14 protein-coding genes are annotated in these 15,957 nt (G+C 65.5%); 9 read left to right on the top strand and 5 right to left on the bottom strand.

Translation table 11 applies throughout. The annotated features are described in order from the left end of the window. The first annotated feature begins 5 nt into the window (after positions 1-5). Together GKZ92_RS18815 and GKZ92_RS18810 are read left to right on the top strand one after the other, a co-directional pair. Positions 6-1,631: an acyl-CoA synthetase gene (locus tag GKZ92_RS18815; RefSeq protein WP_035754629.1), complete on the top strand. Its 1,626-nt coding sequence runs from the start codon at positions 6-8 to the stop codon at positions 1,629-1,631. A 54-nt stretch (positions 1,632-1,685) separates the two neighbouring features. Then, the gene (locus tag GKZ92_RS18810; protein ID WP_006360679.1) at positions 1,686-2,825 is read left to right on the top strand and encodes an NAD(P)H-dependent flavin oxidoreductase; all 1,140 of its coding nucleotides are present in this window, start codon (positions 1,686-1,688) and stop codon (positions 2,823-2,825) included. A gap of 186 nt (positions 2,826-3,011) precedes the next feature. On the opposite strand, the gene GKZ92_RS18805 is transcribed toward GKZ92_RS18810, so the two are convergent. The 5 genes from GKZ92_RS18805 to GKZ92_RS18785 form a co-directional block, all read right to left on the bottom strand. Then, complete coding sequence (locus GKZ92_RS18805; RefSeq protein ID WP_035754632.1) at positions 3,012-3,254, bottom strand: hypothetical protein; 243 nt, start codon at positions 3,252-3,254, stop codon at positions 3,012-3,014. A gap of 349 nt (positions 3,255-3,603) precedes the next feature. Then, on the bottom strand, positions 3,604-4,995 hold the full coding sequence (locus GKZ92_RS18800; protein WP_006358688.1) for a hypothetical protein: 1,392 nt from the start codon (positions 4,993-4,995) through the stop codon (positions 3,604-3,606). A gap of 634 nt (positions 4,996-5,629) precedes the next feature. Next, entirely contained in the window at positions 5,630-7,159 is a 1,530-nt protein-coding gene (locus GKZ92_RS18795; protein WP_155225520.1) for an AMP-binding protein, read from the bottom strand. Then, positions 7,156-8,277 carry an acyl-CoA dehydrogenase family protein gene (locus tag GKZ92_RS18790; protein ID WP_006358685.1) on the bottom strand — a complete coding sequence of 374 codons (1,122 nt, stop codon included), beginning with the start codon at positions 8,275-8,277 and terminating at the stop codon, positions 7,156-7,158. The genes GKZ92_RS18795 and GKZ92_RS18790 overlap by 4 nt, the downstream gene beginning before the upstream one ends. A 26-nt stretch (positions 8,278-8,303) precedes the next feature. Next, positions 8,304-9,509 carry an acyl-CoA dehydrogenase family protein gene (locus GKZ92_RS18785; RefSeq protein ID WP_035754638.1) on the bottom strand — a complete coding sequence of 402 codons (1,206 nt, stop codon included), beginning with the start codon at positions 9,507-9,509 and terminating at the stop codon, positions 8,304-8,306. A 145-nt stretch (positions 9,510-9,654) separates the two neighbouring features. Between GKZ92_RS18785 and GKZ92_RS18780 the strand changes: the two genes are divergently transcribed. The 7 genes from GKZ92_RS18780 (at position 9,655) to GKZ92_RS18750 (ending at position 15,956) form a co-directional block, all read left to right on the top strand. Further along, positions 9,655-9,849 (top strand): ferredoxin, encoded by a 195-nt coding sequence (locus GKZ92_RS18780; RefSeq protein ID WP_035754640.1) that lies wholly within the window; start codon positions 9,655-9,657, stop codon positions 9,847-9,849. A gap of 83 nt (positions 9,850-9,932) precedes the next feature. Further along, positions 9,933-10,823, top strand: coding sequence for a 3-oxoacyl-ACP reductase (locus tag GKZ92_RS18775; RefSeq protein ID WP_035754642.1), 891 nt, complete (start codon positions 9,933-9,935; stop codon positions 10,821-10,823). Between the two features lie 63 nt (positions 10,824-10,886). Then, the gene (locus tag GKZ92_RS18770; protein WP_005201556.1) at positions 10,887-11,651 is read left to right on the top strand and encodes an MlaE family ABC transporter permease; all 765 of its coding nucleotides are present in this window, start codon (positions 10,887-10,889) and stop codon (positions 11,649-11,651) included. A gap of 3 nt (positions 11,652-11,654) precedes the next feature. Further along, complete coding sequence (locus GKZ92_RS18765; protein ID WP_004022039.1) at positions 11,655-12,506, top strand: MlaE family ABC transporter permease; 852 nt, start codon at positions 11,655-11,657, stop codon at positions 12,504-12,506. A gap of 57 nt (positions 12,507-12,563) precedes the next feature. Beyond that, on the top strand, positions 12,564-13,685 hold the full coding sequence (locus GKZ92_RS18760; RefSeq protein ID WP_006358680.1) for an MCE family protein: 1,122 nt from the start codon (positions 12,564-12,566) through the stop codon (positions 13,683-13,685). After that, entirely contained in the window at positions 13,678-14,736 is a 1,059-nt protein-coding gene (locus GKZ92_RS18755; RefSeq protein ID WP_006358679.1) for an MCE family protein, read from the top strand. Before GKZ92_RS18760 ends, GKZ92_RS18755 begins: the two co-directional genes overlap by 8 nt. Further along, positions 14,733-15,956, top strand: coding sequence for an MCE family protein (locus GKZ92_RS18750; protein WP_006358678.1), 1,224 nt, complete (start codon positions 14,733-14,735; stop codon positions 15,954-15,956). Before GKZ92_RS18755 ends, GKZ92_RS18750 begins: the two co-directional genes overlap by 4 nt. The last annotated feature ends 1 nt before the right edge of the window (position 15,957 follow it).

The following is a 15,957-nucleotide window of genomic DNA, read 5'->3' as shown; positions in this document are numbered from 1 at the left end:
GAGCCATGGCCTATACGATCGCTGATCTCATCGAGCACGCCGTCGACCTTGTTCCGGAGCGGGTCGCCCTGGAATCCGGCGATCGCAGCCGTAGCTATGCCGAACTCGAGGCGCGGTCCAACGCCCTCGCCCACAAGCTCCGCGGACTGGGTGTGCAACCCGGTGACCGGGTCGGCCTGTACAGCAGAAACACCATCGAGTCGGTCGAGTCGATGATCGCGATCTTCAAGGCCCGGGCGGTCATGGTGAACGTGAACTACCGCTATGTCGAGGCCGAATTGGAGCACATCTTCACCGACTCCGGGATGAAGGTCCTGATCCACGAGCGCCGCTACTCGCCGCGGGTGTGCAACACGTTACCGAAATCGCCCTCCATCGAGTACCGCATCGCCATCGAGGACGGGACGTCGGAAGACCTGTGCTGTGAGGGCCACGGCGACGCGATCCGCTACGAGGCCGCCATCGCCGAGTCGTCGTCGGAACGCGATTTCGAGGAGCGGTCGAACGACGACCTGTACATGCTCTACACCGGCGGTACCACCGGGAAACCGAAGGGCGTCGTCTGGCGTCAGGAGGACGTGTGGCGCGTCCTCGGCGGCGGAATCGACTGGTACACCAGCGAACCCATCCCCGACGAGTGGCACCTCGCCAAGACCGGCGCCGACGGCGGCCAGCTGGTTCGGTACCCGATCCCGCCGTTCATCCACGGCGGCTCGCAGTGGGCGATCTTCCAGTCGCTGTTCGCCGGCGGAAAAGCCGTGGTGTACCCCGAGTTCAGCGGGTCGTCGGCCTGGGAGATCGTCGAGCGACACAAGGTCAACGTCGTGTTCATCACCGGAGATGCCATGGGGCGCCCCATGGTCGAGGCGCTCGGACAGGGCGAGGAGTACGACCTGTCGAGTGTCGTCTCGATCGCCTCGTCGGCCTGTCTGTTCTCGCCGAGTGTGAAAGAGCAGTTCCTGGAACGATTCCCGAACGCGGTGATCGTCGATGCGATCGGCTCGTCGGAAACCGGCTTCGGCGGTCTGGGCATCGTCGCGAAGGGCACCCCGCACACCGGTGGCCCGCGCGTGAACGCCGACAGCGAGACCCACGTTCTCCGCGAGGACGGTACGCCGGTGGAGCCGGGCAGCGGCGAGGTCGGGGTGCTGGCGCGGTCCGGGCATGTGCCGCTGCGCTATCACAACGATCCGGAGAAGTCGGCCAAGACGTTCAAGGTCTTCAACGGCGTGCGCTACTCGCTGCCGGGTGACAACGCCGTGCTCGAGGCCGACGGCAGCATCACGATGCTCGGTCGCGGCTCGGTGTCGATCAACACCGGTGGCGAGAAGGTCTTCCCGGAAGAGGTCGAGGGCGCGCTCAAGGCACATCCCGACGTCTTCGACACCGTCGTGGTGGGCGTCGCCGACGACCGTTGGGGTCAGCGCGTCGCCGCGGTGATCGCCGCGCGCGACGGAGCCCGACCATCCCTGGAGAGCCTCAACGACGTCGTGCGCAAGGAACTCGCGGGCTACAAGTGCCCGCGCAGCGTCTGGTTCGTCGATGAGATCAAGCGTTCGCCCGCAGGAAAACCCGACTATCGCTGGGGGGCGGCGGTCACTGCCGAACGACCCGCCGACGAAGCGCTGTAGCGCCGAAAATCTGACAGAGGCGCTGTAGAGCGCCGGAAACGAGTAGTAGCAAAAATGCGTACAGAACTCGCCGACAAGTTCGGCATCGAATACCCGATCTTCGGGTTCACGCCCAGTCAGGATGTCGCGGCCGCGATCAGCCGTGCCGGCGGACTCGGCGTGCTCGGGTGCGTGCGGTTCAACGAGGCCGAGGAACTCGACGAGGTCCTCGAGTGGATGCACGAGAACACCGACGGTAAGCCGTTCGGCGTCGACATCGTGATGCCGGCCAAGATCCCGACCGAGGGTTCCAAGGTCGACCTGGATTCGATGATCCCGCCGGAACATCGGGCGTTCGTGGAGCGCACGCTCGACGACCTCGGCGTTCCGCCACTGCCCGGTGAGGACCGCGTCAATGCGGGCGTGCTGGGTTGGCTGCACTCGGTGGCCCGCTCGCATGTCGACGTCGCCATGGAGCATCGTCGTAAGTACGGGCAGATCAAGCTGATCGCGAACGCTCTCGGTTCGCCGCCGTCGGACGTCATCCAGACCGCACACGACAACGGCGTGCTGGTCGCCGCGCTCGCGGGCGCGAAAGACCATGCGCTGCACCACGTCGAGGCCGGCGTCGACATCGTCATCGCCCAGGGATACGAGGGTGGCGGACACACCGGCGAGGTCACCTCGATGATCCTGTGGCCCGAACTCGTCGACGCGGTCGGCGACACCGCGCCGGTGCTCGCCGCCGGCGGCGTCGGTAGCGGCCGCCAGATCGCAGCTGCGATCGCGCTGGGTGCGCAGGGCGTGTGGATGGGGACCTACTGGCTCACCGCTGCCGAGTACAAGCTCGGAGTGCCGGAGGGATCGGACAAGCCGTCCACCGTGCAGCAGGCGCTGCTCAAGGCGACGTCGCGGGACACCGTGCGTCGTCGTATCTACTCCGGCAAGCCCGCCCGCCTCCTGAAGACCGCCTGGACTGACGCCTGGGACGCCGACAACGCACCCGAGCCGTTGCCGATGCCGTTGCAGAACCTGCTCGTCGCGGAGGCGCACGCGCGGATCTCGGCTGCCGACAACCCAGACGTCGTCGCGATGCCGGCAGGCCAGATCGTCGGGCGCTGCAACGCGATCACCCCGGTCGCCGATCTCATCGCGGACCTCGTGAGCGAGTACGAGGAGGCCGTCGGCCGGATGAACAAGACGCTCCACAGCTGACCCGCTCCACAAACCCATCCCTTTTCCTCAAACACGCCCCGACGACGACGGGCGGGTATACGGAAAAGGGGTGGGTTTGTGTCAGGGGCGGTAGGTACAGCGCCGGCCGCCACGATTTTGACGGACGCAATCATCCCTTGTTAGCTGGTTGCCCTCGGTGCCAGGGGGCCTGGAAAAGCCGCGTCGTCAATCCATCACGACGAAGAATGCGATCGCGAGACCTCCAAGGACAAAAAGAGTTCCGATCGCGACGCCGGTGCAAATATGCCTCGTTTTCCCGTGCGCGTACATCCCGATTGCGCCAGCAAGAAACAGAAGTATGTCGAGGACCAGTCCCGGCGCCCAAAGGAGCGTGTATGCGAGTAGAGATACCGCTGATGCTGCGACAGTGACGAACGGCGTCACAGGTCCGAAGAATCGCTTATCCATCAGTCAAGACTCCAGGACGGTCAACAGAACAGCGCTGGCGAAAACTGTTCCTGAGATGATTGCAGGCCATTCCCGCCACGGCTTCCCGATCGCCAGGAGGGCGCACGAGATAACAAGGGTTCCCGCCAGAAGAAGTAAGCGCGAGGCGACAGCTGGCCATGCCGGGATGACGTTGGGTATCAGGAATGTCACGTACATCAGTAGGACGGCCATGAACGTTTGCACCACGAAGGTGGTTTGGGGTGCGTGACGGTTCGAGTCGTTTTGACTCTCCTCTGGAGTCATCGGCCGAAGGGGTGATAAGAGTCGGAGAAAGAAAACCTCGTCAGACCGAGAACGTCTTGGCGATTCATCGCGCTCCTTCAAGCTCAGGAGGATCGTCCGCGCTACCCAGGTCGGTCATGCCGGTAATGTTGCCTAGGTCAATCGGATACGAGTGATTGCCAGGTGACGTGTACTTCTCCGTCGGAAAGCGATCGAGGTCATTGTCGTAGTCTCCGTAGTCGTGATGGAACTTGAGGTTCAACATAGGTCCGGTCTTGTCGTGGTCGCCCGCGTCGTCGCGGTGAAGGACCTCAGTGCGGCCGTCAGGTAGATGCTGGTACGTCTCCATCGACGGATAGTCTGTGGCCTCGCCTGAAACGCGAGCGCCGCCGGCCTCAGGTGTGACAATGGTCTGGCCATTCACGGACCAACCGAGGTCCGCTGCGATCTCAGGGGCCAGTGGATCTGAACCTTCGTAGACGATTGCGACCGTTCCGTCAGCCAGTTGGCTGGCCTTGACCGAGGGCGTCCCGGTCTTCACATTGCCGTGCTCATCGACAGATGGATTTTGGCGTGCGACGATTACGCCATTCTCATAATCGATGAAGTATGACACGCGGGTGTCTTCGGGTGCGAAGTTGACATCGAATTCGCGATTGTCGCCTAGATTCCTAGGGAGTGGCAGCGGTTTGTCCGCTTTCATGCCGGCGATGACCTCGTCAATAGGAATGAACAATCCAGTGGCTACAACGCCTTGCCCGGGGACAGGTCTTATCTTTATGACACTGATAGCCGGCGGCACGCCCTTGTTCTTCGGGTCGTAACTGTGCGGATCGAGGGCGGCGGCAATGCGCCAGTCGTTCGCCGTGGCGGGCATGTAGCCGTATACCTGCTCAAAGGCCTTCGCCTGATTGGTTGTTCGCGTCATGGTGCCGCTGGCGGTAGCGATGGACGCAGGGGTGATTCCACCGATTTCGCTGAGCGCCGATTCAATCGCGTTTTTGGTGTCGGTAACTGCCTGGTCGGATGCCGTGCCGTGAGCAGGCAAAGCCGTTTGATGTTGGAAGGCGAGATCTGCGCTGTACTCGGCGCCGGACGGGGCCGTGTTCGGGTCGAACGTAACGGTGTACTCGCGGCTTCCGCGGTCGAGGATATAACCTTGGTCGCCCGCCGCCTCCGTAGCGTTCTTGAGTGTGGTAACAGCACTCTCTATATTCGCCGCTCCGGAAGTGGCGGCGGATGCCAGATCGCCATACTCGTCCGCGACGTTCCTCAGCCATCGCGTGACCGATTCTGCTCTCGAATCAGCTGGTCCTCGGGCCTCGCCTGTCCATTCAGCGGGGGTGAGGTCGAGGACTGGGTTCCCGGCTAGAGGTGCTTCCAGGTCGAGGCTCGCTTTGAGCGCGAATATCCCGTTCGCGATGGAGACGAGGTTTGAGGGCTTCCATGACGTGACTTCGTTGTAGCTAGGCGGCATCTAACGTGGCGCCCTCGTGAGTACGTCCATCAGGATTGGCACCGGAACCGGGTGGTCTGTCGCAGGTCCGACACGTGCGGGGTACGCGACCGCGTCGCGGATGAGCTTCCCGCTGCTCTGATCCGTTTCGACGGTGGTGTTTCGGCATGCCATCACCAGCTCTGCGAATGCTGATACAGCATTGGAGGCAGTCGACAAGGAGCTTTGGATTAGACGATCACCGTGCGCAGCGATACCTGACATGTCGTCAGTCGCGCCTCGGAAAGAGCCAGCGAGTGTGCTGAACGTTTGAGTCATAAAGCTGGTTCCGAGGCCAGCATTGAGGCCGAGTTCGCCGATACGGGTCGCACAGTCGTGAATCTGGGTGGCGGCCGAAACCAGCGACGGCGGCTCTACGATCAGTTCTGACATCATCTCCCCCGAATGTTCCGGTCGAAGCTAGCACGCACAACGCAGTCCTGGCGTTTAGCCGTCTTCGACGTCGTTCACACTAGTGGTGACCAGTGGGTTCGCGGGGGAACGATCCACATGCAGCGGCAGGATCGCGGGCACAGGCGCCCCACAAACCCACCCCTTTTCCGTAAATCCGCCCCGTTAGCGAGGGGCGGGTTTACGGAAAAGGGGAGGGTTTGCGTCAGGGGCGGTAGGCGCGACCGTCACGAACCCACGTCGGCGGGGTGGGGTCCGACGCGAGCAGTCGCTTCACGGTCTTGAACGTCGCAGTCTCGGGAAGCGATTCGACGATCCGCACACGGTGCGGCCATTGCTTCGGGCCGAGATCGTCCTGCGCGGAGAGGAACTCGGCGAAGTCGTCGGGGTTCAGGCTTCCGTCTACGACGACCACCGCCTCGATCTCGTCGCCGATCTCCACCGGAACCCCGTGCACCGCGGCCTGTCGGATCGCGGGATGCCGCAGCAGGATTCGTTCGATGGGCCCGGTGCCGAGGTTCTCGCCGTCGACGCGCAGCCAGTCACCGAGTCGGCCGGCGAAGTGCAGGTAGCCGTCGTCGTCGACCCAGGCCAGGTCGCCCGTGTGGTAGATGCCGCCGTGCATGCGTTCGGCGGTGGAATCGGGATCGTTGTAGTAGCCGGCGAACAGTCCCGGCCCGGAGGAGTTCACGATCTCGCCGATCACACCGGTCGGCACGGGTTGTCCGGTCTCGACGTCGACGACGGCCGTCGGTTCACGCAGGGGACCCAGCGCGTCGTGCGGGGTGTCCGGCGTACGCGTGATGGCGACACCGCCTTCGGTGGAACCGAATCCGTCGACGACGCGGCAACCGAACCGCTCGGCGAATCGCTTCCAGTCCACCGCCGACGCCTCGTTGCCGTACATGATCCGCAGTGAACTCGATGCGTCGTCGGGATGCGGGTCGGTGGCGAGGATGTAGTTGAGGGGCTTGCCGACATAGTTGGCGTAGGTCACGCCGTAGCGGTGGAGGTCGGCGACGAAGCCGCGCGCGGAGAAGCTGCGGCGCAACGCGATCGACGCACCGCTGGCCACTGCCACACTCCAGCCCGCGATCATCGCGTTCGAGTGGAACATCGGCATCGACAGATAGACGACGTCGTCGGCGCCGATCTCGAAACGCTCGGCGAGCATCGGTCCGCTGACCGCGAAGGTGCGATGGGTGCAACGCACGGCCTTCGGATCGCCGGTGGTTCCCGACGTGAAGATCAGCATCAGCAGATCGTCGGGTGAAGCCTCGGCAAGCGGCGCCGCAGCAGCGGCAGAGACCGCCGACGACCACTCCCGCCCGTCGACGTCGACGACGCGGACATCGCCGAGGTCGACGTCGGTCAGCAACTCGCGGGTGTCGTTGCCGTACAGCACGATCTGGCAGTCGGCGCGTGCGACATCGGCCGCGAGCGCGGCTCCTCGGCGGGTCGTGTTCAATCCGACGAGGACGAATCCGTGCCGTGCCGCGGCCGCGAACAGGGCGGCGAATTCTGCTGTGTTGGAGAGCAGTACGCCGACGTGTGGAGGTCGCTCCGGCGACAACCACTCGAGCAGGACGCCGGCCCGGACCGCGGCATCGTCCAGATGACGCGCCCAGGGGGTGAATTCGTCCTCGAAGTGCACACCGCGATCGGTCACGGCGGACAGGTCGGCCAGCAGGCCGGCGACCGTGGACCGCTGGGTCACGGCTCCCGAGACGCTCACGCCGGGGTGGCGGCCAACTCGGTGCCGATGGCGCGCACCGACGCGGTCGCCGAACCGTAGGCGAACTCGTTGTGCTTGGCGCGCAGGAAGTACCGGTGGACCGGGTGGCTGGTGTCGAGGCCGACGCCGCCGTGGACGTGCACCGTCGTGTGCGCGACCCGATGACCGGCTTCAGCGGCCCAGAACTTGGCGGTGGCGATCGCATTGTTGATCTCACCGGCATTGTCCGAGTTGGCCAGCAGCCAGGCGGCCTGCGTGGTGGTCAGGGCGAGACCCTGGGCATCGATGTACCCATCGGCCAGACGCTGGGCGACGGCCTGGAACGAGCCGATCGCGCGACCGAACTGCTCACGCTCACGGGCGTATTCGGCGGTCAACTCGAGTGCGCGCCCCACCACGCCCGTCTGCTCGGCGCTGCAGGCCAGCGTCACCCGGACCCGAAGCGCGTCGGCCACGTCCGAACCCGCCAGCACGGCGTCGGAATCGACGGGAACGTCGGCGAACTCGACGTGTGCGGTGGGGATCAGGCCGGTCGCCGGGGTGGCGGTGATCCGGATGCCTTCCGCGGTGGTGGGAACCGCCACCACGACGACTCCGTCGGGGCCGGTTGCGTTGACCAGCAACAGATCCGCTGCCTCGGCGTAGGGCACGCCGACCTTGACGCCGGACAGTCGGGAGCCGTCGGAGGAGAGCGTCGTGGTGGGGGAGTCGGTCGGCGAACCCAGGTCCTCCTCGATGGCCACCGACACGACGAGACCACCCGACGCGGCGGACGCCAGCACCCGGTCGCGCAGACCGGACGAACCGTGTGCGGCGATCACGGGCAGCGCGGCCACCGCGTGCTGGCCGAACGGCACCCGTGCGAGCACCCGGCCGAGTTCGGTTGCGACGAGGGCGTTCTCGATGACGCTCAGGTCGCCACCGGCATCGCCGACGGCCGCCGACGACAGTTCGAGTCCCAGCAGACCGGCGCTGCCTAGTTGCTGCCAGAGATCGGAGTCGATCGGCGCGCGGGTCGACTCGAGGTCGGCGACGCGTTCGGGCGTGCTGACGGAGGTGGCGATGTCGCGGGCCAGGCCGCGGACGTCGTCACCGGATTCGGGGAGGGAGAAGTCCATGGTGGAGAGCCTTTTCGAGGGTGGGGTCAGCGACGCTGGTGCGGCAGGCCGAGGGCGAGCATGGCGATGATGTCGCGCTGGATCTCGTTGGTGCCGCCACCGAAGGTGAGGATCAGCGAGGTGCGCTGGAAGCGTTCGAGGCGACCGTTGATGTGGGCGCCGGGGCTGCCGGCGCGCAGCGTCGCGGCCGGGCCGACGACTTCCATGAGCAGGCGGTAGGCCTCGGTCGCGAACTCGGTGCCGTACACCTTGGTCGCCGAGGCGTCGGCCGGCGACGGCGCGCCGCCGGAACTGGCCGCCGAGGCGATCTTCCAGTTGATGAGCTTGAGGAACTCGACCTTCGCATGCACCCGGGCCAGGTTCTGCTGAACCCACGGGGCGTCGATGACGCGTTGGCCGTCGCCGGTCTTGGTCTGCTGCGCCCAGGCGATCGTCTCGCGCAGAGCGGTCTGGATCGGTGCCGCGCTGCACAGCGCGACCCGCTCGTTGTTGAGCTGGTTGGTGACCAGGGGCCAGCCGCCGCCCACCTCGCCGACCACCGACGATGCCGGCACCCGCACGTCCTGGTAGTAGGTGGCGCTGGTGTCGACCCCGGACATCGTGTGCACCGGCGTGTAGCTGAAGCCCTCGGCGGTCGTCGGCACGATGAGCACCGAGATGCCCTTGTGCTTCTTGCCGCCCTCCTGCAGCGTCGACGGGTCGGTGCGGCAGGCGAGCCAGATGTAGTCGGCGTACGGGACCAGGCTGGTCCACATCTTCTGGCCGTTGATCACGTAGTCGTCGCCGTCGCGGACCGCGGTGGTGCGCAGGGCGGCGAGATCGGTACCGGCGCCCGGCTCGGAGTAGCCGATGGAGAAGTGCAACTTGCCCGCGGCGATGCGCGGCAGGAAGAAGGACTTCTGCTCGTCGGTGCCGTAGTGCATGATCGTCGGCGCCACGGAGTTGATGGTCAGGAACGGTACGGGCGCACCCGCGATGGCGGCCTCGTCGGTGAAGATCAGCTGATCCATCATCGAACGGTTCTGGCCGCCGAACTCGGTGGGCCAGCCCAGGGCGAGCCAACCGTCGGCGCCCATCTGCTCGACGACGTCGCGGTAGGCGTCACCCTCGCCGAGCTCGCCACCGTCGCCGCCGGACAGAGCGGCCCGGCGGTCCTCGGTCATCAGGTTCGAGAAGTACGCGCGGAGCTCCCGCCGGAGCTCGGACTGTTGATCGGTATAGGCGATTCGCATCGAAACTCCATGGGTGGGTGGCTAGCGTCCGGACCCCGCTTGTGGTCAAGTTATGGGGGTAAGGCTCGTCTAGTTTCTGAAACACGTTCTAACCTGTTCTGGCAGCCCCGTCAACAGGCGACGAGCCGGTGAGGAGAAGGTTCTGATGCGTATCAAGGCAGATTTCGACCTGTGCGAGTCCAATGCCATCTGTGTGGGGATGGCGCCGGACTTCTTCGACCTGGACGATGAGGATTACCTGGTCATTCTCCAAGAAGAGATCCCCGCGGACCGCGTCGAGGAACTGCGACAGGTGGCGGCGAACTGCCCCAAGTCCGCCCTCACGGTCGTGGAGGACTGACCCAGCTGGAACTCCCGTTCGGTTCCATCCGACGGGGAATCATGCTAGAACAGGTTCTAGTTTCAGCTCAGGAGGAATGTCGGGTGGGTTACTCGTTGGACGGTCGCGTCGCGGTCGTCACCGGTGCAGGTGCAGGTCTCGGGCGGGCGGAGGCCATCGGCCTCGCGGCGGAAGGTGCCACGGTCGTGGTGAACGACCTTCCGGCAGCGCTCGATTCGAGTGATGTCATCGACACGATCACGTCGGCCGGTGGCCGCGCGGTCGCCGTCGGGGGTGACATCAGCGACTCGTCCACCGCCAGTGCCATCATGGCCGCGGCCACCGAGCAGCTCGGCTCACTCGACATCGTCGTGAACAACGCAGGCGTGGTCCGCGACAAGATGCTGTTCAACATGACCGACGACGAGTGGGATCTGGTCATCCGCGTTCACCTGCGGGGCCACTTCCTGCTCAATCGCAATGCGGCGTCGCACTGGCGTGCGGCGTCGAAGGCCGCTGGTGGCCCGGTCTACGGCCGGATCATCAACACCTCCTCGGAGGCCGGGCTGCTCGGCCCCGAGGGACAGGCCAATTACGGTGCCGCCAAGGCCGGCATCACCGCGCTCACGCTGTCCGCGTCGCGAGCACTCAAGCGTTACGGCGTCCGCGCCAACGCGATCTGTCCGCGTGCCCGGACCGCGATGACCGCGGACGTCTTCGGAGACGCGCCCACCGACGGCGTCGATCCGCTCGATCCAGCACATGTGGTCCGGCTCGTGAGCTACCTCGCCGGACCCGAGGCCGACGGCGTCACCGGTCAGGTGTTCGTCGTGTACGGCCCCAAGGTCACCCTCATGGCGGCACCCACGGTCGACGAGGTGTTCACCGCCGACGGCGATGCCTGGGACTCCGACGACTTGGCCAAGACCCTCACGGGCTTCTTCGCCGACCGCGATCCCGGACGCACGTTCTCGGCAAGCGCTCTGGTCAACTGAGCATTTCGTCGAGTTTCTGCGTGATAGGTTTCGCGATGGTTCGAGGGTGAAGGGGGTCCGCTGGTGCTGAGCAAACTGGCCACGCCCCTTGGGGGGATCGGCGACTTCGTGGCGCTCGGCGTCGAATCGGCGCGCGAGTTGTTCCATCGCCCGTTCCAGTGGCGGGAAACAGTAGAACAATCGTGGGCGATCGCCCGTGTTTCGATGGTGCCGACGCTGCTCGTCGCCATCCCCTTCACGGTGCTCGTCAGCTTCACGTTGAACATCCTCCTGCGCGAGATCGGCGCGCAGGATCTGTCCGGGGCCGGCGCCGCCCTGGGAACGATCACCCAGATCGGTCCGATCGTGACGGTGCTGATCGTGGCGGGTGCGGGTGCCACCGCGATCTGCGCGGACCTCGGTGCCCGCACCATCCGCGAAGAGATCGACGCGATGAAGGTGCTCGGCATCAACCCGATCCACCGGCTCGTCGTGCCGCGCATCGTTGCGTCGACCTGCGTCGCGCTGCTGCTGAACAGTCTCGTCTGCACCATCGGCATCGGCGGCGGCTTCATCTTCTCCGTCTATCTGCAGGACGTGAACCCGGGCGCCTTCGTGGCCAACCTGACGCTGCTCACCGGCTTCGGTGAGCTGATGATCTCCATGGTCAAGGCCGCCTTGTTCGGCCTCTTCGCCGGCATGGTCGGCTGTTACCAGGGACTCAACGTCAAGGGCGGTGCGAAGGGTGTGGGCGACGCCGTCAACGAGACCGTCGTGTATTCGTTCATGGCGCTGTTCGTGGTCAACGTCGTCGTCACCGCGGTCGGACTCAAAGCGACGGCGGGCTGAGCGATGGTACTTCCTTTCACAACCCGATTCCGGACCGCGCGCGTCGCGGTGAAACGAGCCGGCGAGGACTGGGACCAGATCGGCGATCAGGCACTGTTCTACTGGGACAGCGTCGTGTCGATCCCCCGCGCGATCAAGCACTACAAGAAGGAGACCCTGCGGCTCATCGCCGAGATCTCCATGGGTACCGGCGCGCTCGCCATGATCGGCGGAACCGTCGTGGTCGTCGGCTTCCTGACGCTGTTCACCGGCGGCACGATCGCCGTCCAGGGTTACAGTTCGCTGGCCAACATCGGCGTCGAGGCGCTCACCGGCTTCTTCTCGGCCTTCATCAACGTGCGCATCGCGGTGCCGGTGATCTCCGGTATCGCCCTCGCGGCGACCATCGGTGCCGGAGCCACCGCGCAGCTCGGCGCCATGAGGGTCTCGGAGGAGATCGACGCCCTCGAGACGATGGCGATCTCCTCGATCCCGTATCTGGTCAGCACCCGCATCATCGCCGGCCTGATCGCGATCATCCCGCTCTACGCGCTGGCCTCGCTCGCCTCGTTCCTCGCGAGCCGCTCGGCGACGGTGTTCCTCTACGGACAGTCACCGGGTGTGTACGACCATTACTTCGACACCTTCCTGATCCCGTCGGACATCCTCTGGTCCTTCGTGCAGGCCATCTGCATGGCCGTCGCGGTGATGCTCATCCACACCTATTACGGGTACAACGCCTCCGGCGGCCCGGTCGGCGTGGGCGTCGCGGTCGGCAACGCGGTCCGCGCGTCGCTCGTCGTGGTCGTCGTGATCACCCTGCTCACCTCCCTCGCCATCTATGGCGCGGACGGCAAGTTCAACCTGGCGGGCTAAACCATGAGCAGAAAACAAGAACGGACACGGAGAACCCGTCGCCTGGCCGCCGTCGCGATGGTCGCGGCGCTGCTCGCGCTGATCATCGGCGCCAGCGCGTCGTTCCTCGGCGCGTTCAAGGGCACCCAGCAGATCACCCTGGTCGCGCCGCGTGCCGGCCTGGTGATGAATCCCGACGCCAAGGTCAAGCTGCGCGGGGTCGAGGTCGGTCGCGTCGGCAAGATCGACGAGCAGGGCGGCAACGCGATCCTCACCCTCGACATCGCGAACGACTCGATGTCGAAGATCCCGGGCAACGTGGTCGCCGACATCAAGTCGAACACCATCTTCGGTGCCAAGGCCGTGAACTTCGTCGTGCCGGGCGAGGCCGAGGGACAGCTCAGCGCGGGCGACGAGATCTCGGCCGACCGCGTGGTCGTCGAACTCAACACCGTCTTCCAGCAGCTTGTCTCGGTACTCGCCGACCTGCAGCCGGAGAAGCTCAACGCGACGCTCGGCGCGGTCGACACCGCGCTGTCGGGTCAGGGAGAGGACATCGGTGTGGCGCTCGAGCAGCTGACCACCCTGTTGGGCAAGACCAATCCGCATCTGCCGGCGCTGAACCGGCTGTTCCGCGAGGGCGCGACGGTCACCAACGTCTACGCCGACTCGATGCCCGACCTGATGCGCACCGTCGACAACTTCACCACCGTCGGGAACACGTTGGTGGACAACACCTCCAACCTCGACGCGCTGCTGATCAACGCCACCGGGATGGCCAACACCATCGACGGCGTCATCGCACCGACGAAGAAGACCCTCATCGGTGCGCTGTCGGATCTGAATCCCATTGCGGCGCTGCTCGGTTACAACTCGCCGGGCATCAAGTGCTTCCTCACCGCGGGCGCCATCGCCTCCGAGGTCGCCGCGCCGTTCATGGGCGGCCGCAACGGTATGCTGATGCTCGACGCCGGTCTGCTGCCCGGTAGGGACCCCTACGCCTACCCGTACGACCTGCCCGAGGTCGGGGTCGAGGCACCGCCCACCTGTGCGGGTGGCCTGTCCGACCCGGGCACCACCGATCACGCCCCGTTCTTCGTGGGCGACAATGCACCTCAGCCCTACCAGCCCAGGACCGAGCCGAAGGCGAACTCGAAGAAGCTGTTCCAGATCTTGTTCGGGGAGCCGCCCCGTGGATAACCGCGCACGCGCATTCCGCGCGATCCTCATCAAGCTCGGCGCGTTCACCGTGGTGATGATCCTGGTGTTCGTCGCGCTGGTCGTGGTCTTCAGCCGCTACCGCTCCGGGGCGTCGAACGAGTTTTCCGCGGTCTTCACCAGTGCCTCGGCCATGAAGTCGGGCAGCAAGGTCAAGATCGCCGGCGTCGAGGTCGGGGCCGTCGGCGACGTGGGGCTGAACCGTGCCAACGAGGCAGTGATCACCTTCTCCGTCGACGAGCAGTACCCGCTCCCGAAATCCGTTCGGGCACTGATCCGTTACGAGAACCTCACCGGTGACCGCTATCTCGAGCTCCAGCAGGGGGCCGGCGACACCTCGACCTTCCTCGGCGGCGGCGCGCAGATCCCGGTCACCCAGACCGAACCGGCGCTCGATCTCGACAAGCTCGTCGGTGGCTTCAAGCCGCTGTTCCGCACCCTCAACGCCGACGAGGTCAACGCGCTCACCAGCTCGCTGATCGCGGTGTTCCAGGGACAGGGCGGGGCGCTGAACACCCTGCTGTCCAACACCGCGTCGTTCACCGATGCCCTCGCCGACCGGGATCAGCTCATCGGTGACGTCATCGACAACCTGAACACCACGCTCGCGACGCTCGACGGCGACCGCGCGGGACTCGACACCAGCGTCGACCTGCTGCAGCAGCTGGTGACCGGGCTCGCCGAGCAGAAGGGCACGATCGGCAACGCTCTCACGCAGACGTCTCGGGTCACCAACGGTCTCTCCGACCTCCTCTCGACGACCCGGCCCACGCTGCAGTCGATGGTCACCAACACCGGCCGGGTGTCGGAGGAGCTGCTGGCTGCCGAGCCGTTCGTCCGGAACCTGCTCACGCGCCTGCCGGAGGACTACAAGACCCTGTCCAACCTCGGTTCCTACGGGGCGTGGCTGCAGATCTACTTCTGCCGCCTGCGTCTCCTGCTCCCCGCACCCGGTGGGCAGACGATCATCTACACCTCGAACAACGTGATGGGTGACACCACCCGTGCGGGCGGAAGGTGTGACGGCTCATGAGCCTTCCCTTCGGCGGCATGTTCTCCAGCCGCAGAACAGAATCGGACCAGGCCGACATCGCGCGCGAGGAGAAGCACGGCGGACGCACCCGCGCCCAGGTCGGTGTCATCGGCATCGTCGTCATCGCCTTGGTGGTCATCACCGCGATGCAGATGGACAAGCTGCCCTACCTGGCGCCCATCAGCACCTACAGCGCGTACTTCGACGACGCCGGCGGGTTGGCCAAGGGCGACATCGTGTCGGTCTCCGGTGTGCAGGTGGGGACGGTCGAGGGCATCGAACTCGCCGGCACCGACCAGGGCACCAAGGTGAAGGTGTCCTTCCGGATGGACGACACCATCGAGATGGGCGACGAGACACAGGCCGCCATCCGCACCGAGACCGTGCTGGGCCGCCGCAACCTGACGGTCATCCCGCACGGCGGCGAACGCATCAAACCGGGCGGATCGATCACGCTGGGCAACACCATCGCGCCGTACTCGCTGCAGGACGCGCTCGAAGGTGCCACCGACACGATCTCCGGAACCGACACCGACCAGCTCAACACCGCGCTGAACACCCTCACGGTCACCTTCTCCGAGACCCCGGATCAGGTGCAGGGCGCGGTCGACGGCGTCGCCCGACTGTCGAAGGCCGTCGCCGACCGCGACGACGAACTCCGGGCCCTGCTCGCCAAGGCCAACCAGGTCAGCAAGATCGTCGGGGACCGCAACGACCAGATCAACCGACTGCTCATCGACGCCAACGCACTCGTCGGCGAGATCGAGATGCGCCGGTATGCGCTCGATCAGCTGATCAAGGGGATCGGCGACGTCACCACGCAGCTGCGCGGCTTCATCGCCGAGAACAACGCCCAGCTGACACCGGTGCTCGAGAAGTTCGACCGCGTGGCGAACATCCTCACCGACAACGAGAAGAACCTGAAGGAGACGATCGACCGGTTGGGTCCGTTCGCCAACACCCTCGGTGAAGCCGTCGCATCCGGTCCCAACTTCGATTCCCTGGTCGGCCTGAACACCTTCGGCGACTACACCGCCATCTTCCTGAACGCGCTGCGCGGCCGGTACCCGCAGGTCTGGCAGTCGCTGATGTACTCGGCTTTCCCGCTGATCCCGGACAACTACAAGCTGGGCCCGCCGGACAACACCGACACCCCGCGCGGTCCGCTGCCGTCCCCGACCTATCCCAAACCGGCACCGACCACGAGAGGAGGACGGTGAC

The sequence above is a fragment of the Gordonia sp. 135 genome (genome assembly GCF_009720185.1).
GTDB classification, from domain to species: Bacteria; Actinomycetota; Actinomycetes; order Mycobacteriales; family Mycobacteriaceae; genus Gordonia; species Gordonia alkanivorans.
Note: the sequence above shows the minus strand (reverse complement) of the source record. Positions and strands in the feature narration are given on the sequence as shown.

Coding starts and splice junctions, on each gene's coding strand:
- GKZ92_RS18815 (WP_035754629.1), top strand. CDS start 6: ATGGCCTATACGATCGCTGATCTCATCGAGCACGCCGTCGACCTTGTT.
- GKZ92_RS18810 (WP_006360679.1), top strand. CDS start 1,686: ATGCGTACAGAACTCGCCGACAAGTTCGGCATCGAATACCCGATCTTC.
- GKZ92_RS18805 (WP_035754632.1), bottom strand. CDS start 3,254: ATGGATAAGCGATTCTTCGGACCTGTGACGCCGTTCGTCACTGTCGCA.
- GKZ92_RS18800 (WP_006358688.1), bottom strand. CDS start 4,995: ATGCCGCCTAGCTACAACGAAGTCACGTCATGGAAGCCCTCAAACCTC.
- GKZ92_RS18790 (WP_006358685.1), bottom strand. CDS start 8,277: ATGGACTTCTCCCTCCCCGAATCCGGTGACGACGTCCGCGGCCTGGCC.
- GKZ92_RS18785 (WP_035754638.1), bottom strand. CDS start 9,509: ATGCGAATCGCCTATACCGATCAACAGTCCGAGCTCCGGCGGGAGCTC.
- GKZ92_RS18780 (WP_035754640.1), top strand. CDS start 9,655: ATGCGTATCAAGGCAGATTTCGACCTGTGCGAGTCCAATGCCATCTGT.
- GKZ92_RS18765 (WP_004022039.1), top strand. CDS start 11,655: ATGGTACTTCCTTTCACAACCCGATTCCGGACCGCGCGCGTCGCGGTG.
- GKZ92_RS18760 (WP_006358680.1), top strand. CDS start 12,564: ATGGTCGCGGCGCTGCTCGCGCTGATCATCGGCGCCAGCGCGTCGTTC.
- GKZ92_RS18750 (WP_006358678.1), top strand. CDS start 14,733: ATGAGCCTTCCCTTCGGCGGCATGTTCTCCAGCCGCAGAACAGAATCG.